At 34.7% G+C, this 3,977-nt stretch carries 4 protein-coding genes; 1 reads left to right on the forward strand and 3 read right to left on the reverse strand.

The window, feature by feature from the left end; translation table 11 throughout:
- Positions 1 to 549: sugar phosphate nucleotidyltransferase (locus tag ACKI67_RS02795; protein ID WP_407461882.1), on the reverse strand; the 549-nt coding region annotated here is incomplete at its 3' end.
- Between the two features lie 350 nt (positions 550 to 899).
- Here ACKI67_RS02795 and ACKI67_RS02800 point away from each other — a divergent pair.
- Positions 900 to 1,061 carry a rubredoxin gene (locus tag ACKI67_RS02800; RefSeq protein ID WP_074798578.1) on the forward strand — a complete coding sequence of 54 codons (162 nt, stop codon included), beginning with the start codon at positions 900 to 902 and terminating at the stop codon, positions 1,059 to 1,061.
- Positions 1,062 to 1,223: 162 nt separating this feature from the next.
- Here the strand turns inward: ACKI67_RS02800 and glmM are convergent, their stop codons facing one another.
- Both glmM and ACKI67_RS02810 read right to left on the reverse strand, forming a co-directional pair.
- Positions 1,224 to 2,570: a phosphoglucosamine mutase gene (glmM, locus tag ACKI67_RS02805; RefSeq protein WP_407461883.1), complete on the reverse strand. Its 1,347-nt coding sequence runs from the start codon at positions 2,568 to 2,570 to the stop codon at positions 1,224 to 1,226.
- A gap of 39 nt (positions 2,571 to 2,609) precedes the next feature.
- On the reverse strand, positions 2,610 to 3,848 hold the full coding sequence (locus ACKI67_RS02810; RefSeq protein WP_407461884.1) for a 2,3-bisphosphoglycerate-independent phosphoglycerate mutase: 1,239 nt from the start codon (positions 3,846 to 3,848) through the stop codon (positions 2,610 to 2,612).
- Positions 3,849 to 3,977: the final 129 nt, after the last annotated feature.

The raw sequence follows: 3,977 nt of genomic DNA on the forward strand, positions 1-3,977 counted from the left end.
AATCTTATCAAAGATGTCCTTGTTGAAGATGTAAATTCCTGTGTTGATTAAATTGCTTGGAGCTTCTCCTTTTTTAGGTTTTTCAACAATATTTATGATATTGTCTCCATCCAATTCAACTACACCGAATGCACTTGGATCCTCCACTTCAGTAAGCACCATTAGAGTATCCGGTTTTGACTTTTCATAATCTTCAATTATTTCTGTGAGAATGTCAACATCAAGGATGATGTCTCCGTTAAGAGTGATTAAACTGTCTTCAATAAAGTCTTTTCCATAACCTATAGCATCTGCAGTTCCCTCTAATTTGCTTTGGGTTGCATAACTGATGTTTACTCCAAGCTGTGATCCATCTTTAAAGTAATTTTTAACTATTTCTTCCTTATACCCCACAATAAGGAGAATGTCTTTCACACCGCAATCGCGCAATGCTTCTATATTATATTGTATAATAGGTTTTCCAGCAACAGGCAACATTGTCTTAGGTTTTGTGAGAGTTAAAGGTCTCATTCTTGTTCCTTCACCTGCACTTAAAATTATAGCTTTCACCTAATTCCTCCAATTCCCTTTTTTTTATTTTTTCATAAAAATTAATTTTTTTAAATTTTTAGTGTTTTAAATTTTCCCTATTTGATAAAAAATATCGGTTATTTTTCATTTTGATATTTTTCAAATCAAATATTAGAATAGTATATTTTTATATTACTTTTTATTCATTTAAATAATTATTTAATATATTCTATTTTTTCTATATAAATATATAAATGGATATGAAATTTAGTTTCTAAGTTTTCTAATAAATTAATTAAAAAAGTTTTTTATATAAGTTTATACATATTAGAATTATAGTTAATTAACTAATACTGTTTAATTAAATAATTTAAAAAAAGGTGATTATAATGGTAAAATATGTATGTATGCACTGTGAATACACATGGGATTCTGAAACCGGAGATGAAACTTACAAAGTACCAGCAGGACCTATCGAAGACTTCCCAGATGACTGGGTATGCCCTCAATGTGCTGCAGGTATTGAAGGAATCATTACCGAAGACGAATAAGTTTTCTAGAATTCTTTATTTTTTTATTTTTTTAATTTTTTATCTATTTTTTACTATTTTTCTTATTTCAATTTTTACAAATCTATTTTTGATTTTAAAAAATTTAATTCGTAATCATTAAAACAAATAATCGTTTTATAAAAAAAGAAAGTGAGAGAATAATTAGATATTCTCCTTAATAATTTTAGTACAGGTATCTCTGATTGCCTCTGCTTTTTCTTGTGTTTTAGCTTCTAAAGTTATTCTTACATAATCTTCAGTACCTGAAGGTCTGACTAAAACCCAACTTCCATCATTGAAGGTCAATCTGACACCATCGATTGTATTGATTTCAGAAATGTCATCAAATGCATCGGATAAAAGGCTTTCCATATTTTCCATAACAGCTATCTTTTCTTCCTTGGAACAGATCACCTTTTCCCTTAAGTGAGGATAGTCTTTAAACTGTGATAGAAGTTCTGATAATTTTCCTTCTTTGGAAACGATTTCAGCCATTCTAAGACCTGACAATATTCCATCTGGACACATGCAGAAGTCTTGATGCAACCATGTTCCTGATGGCTCTCCACCAAAGCTTGCATTCTCTTCAATCATCACTTCAGCGACATTGACGTCTCCAACTTTGGTTCTGAGAACTTTTCCACCTACTTCAGCCATTGCCTCATCCATACATAATCCTGCATCGACGGTAGTTACAACTGTTCCACCAAATTTCTTGGATACAAGAGCAAGAAGCTTGTCAAAGTCTGAAACCTTACCGTTTTCGTCAACAGTTATCATTCTGTCTGCATCACCATCGTGAGCAATTCCAAGGTCTGAACCGGTTGCAACAACTGTTGCCATAAGGCTTGAGAGGTTTGCTATATTAGGTTCTGGATTTCTTCCAGGGAAAAATCCGTCAACTTGTGAATTTAATGTAATGACTTCACAGCCAGCTTTTCTAAACAATATTGGGGAAAGTTCAGATCCTGCACCGCATGCACAGTCGATAACCACTTTAAGGCCAGGCTTGATGTCAACAATATCCAATAGGTCATCGATATATTGCTTTTTGATTTCATCATTGTGGCTAATGATTCCTATCTTGTCCCATTCAACAAAACCGAAGTCCTCATTATAGTATATTTCTTCGATTTTCTCTTCCTGTTCTGGTGTATAAGCCATACCGTTTTTATTCCAGAGTTTGATTCCATTGTATTCTGAAGGGTTGTGGGATGCGGTAAGCATTATTCCAGCATCAGCATTAAGCTTTAAGGTTGCATATCCTACAAGAGGTGTTGGAACCATACCAATCTTAATTACATCTACACCATGCTCGTTAAGCCCTGCAGTAATTGCCTGTTCAAGCATTCTATTTGTAGTTCTGGTATCAAATCCAATAACAACTTTTCCAGTATTGTTTAAGTATTTGGCCAATGATTTACCTATTTTCAATGCCAATTCTGAATTGATTTCTGAACCGATTTTTCCTCGGATTCCAGAAGTTCCAAACAGTTTTTTATTTGCCATATTTTAACTCCATAATTATGATTTGTACTGATTTACGAATTAAGCTCCGAATTTATGTGCGTATCCCATTAAATCGGTAAGTATGTTCATTACGTCTGCACCTCTGATTCTGCACATGGCACCTTTTGCCACAGCATATTCGTTGTATTCACAGACATCATCCACTCTGACTTCAGGACCATTGATTAATATAGGGACAGGGTCTCCGGAGTGGTTTTTGACGGAAATAGGGGTTGCATGATCTGCAGTTAAAAAGATGTAGCAGTCTTCCAATTTAAGAAGTTCGCTCATTACAACTTCATCTACCTTTTCAATGAATTCAACTTTTTCTTTTGCATTTCCATCGTGACCTGCTTCATCTGCTCCGTCAATATTGATTAGGAAGAAGTCATGTTCACTATTGTTCACTTGGTCTATGATTGTGTCCCTGATGTTTTCAAGGTTTGTGTCAGTTCCACCGGTTACACCTTCCATCTCTATGATGTCCATTCCTGCAAAGCGGCCGATACCCATAATAAGTCCGGTTTCTGCAATACAAGCGGAATTGACTTCATACTTGTCGTTGATCTTTTCCACTTCAGGCACTTCACCTGCACCACGAGGAATGACAATATTGGCTGGTGGTTCACCGTTTTCTATTCTTTTAAGATTTACTGGATGGTCTTTGGTCATTTCATATGTTTTAGCAACTAATTTATTTAAGATGTCTGCAGTTTTTTCAGCTTCTGGGCTTCCGTCAAGTCCTTTGACTACTTTAGGTTTGTTTCCTTCCACTTTAGGGTCTGCGTCACTAACTTTTCCGGATAATCCTTCTCCTCTAAGCACTAAAACTGCTCTGTGTCCGGTTGATTCCTTGAATATGATTTGGATGTCTTCATAGCCTTCAAGCTTCATGGTATTTAAGGTTGCTACAAGTTCATCAGTTCCATCTCTGATTCTTCCAGCACGTCTGTCTGTAATGATTCCATTTTCATCTGATGTTGAGAAGTTGCATCTGAATGCTATATCTCCAGGAATAACATCCACACCGACACCAACAGCTTCAAATGGTCCTCTTCCAGTGTATACCTCATAAGGGTTGTAACCTAAAATGGATAAGTGTGCTGTGTCACTTCCTGGGATGATTCCAGGAGCAATTGAGTCCATCAATCCGGTAATTCCTCTTTCTGCCATCTTATCCATATTTGGAGTTTTAGCTGCCTGTAGTGTAGTTTGATTGTTAAGTTCTTTTAAGGGACGGCCTGCCATCCCATCCATAACCAATATCATTCCTTTCATTTTATCACCATTACAATAAATCGTAATTAATCAATTTGATTTTTTCATATTTTTAATATTTTCATATTTTTAATATTTTCATATGCTTTTATTTTTTGATTTTTTTTAAAATACATTTTAAATAAATTT

This window comes from Methanobrevibacter sp. (genome assembly GCF_045577275.1).
Classification (GTDB): Archaea; Methanobacteriota; Methanobacteria; order Methanobacteriales; family Methanobacteriaceae; genus Methanobrevibacter.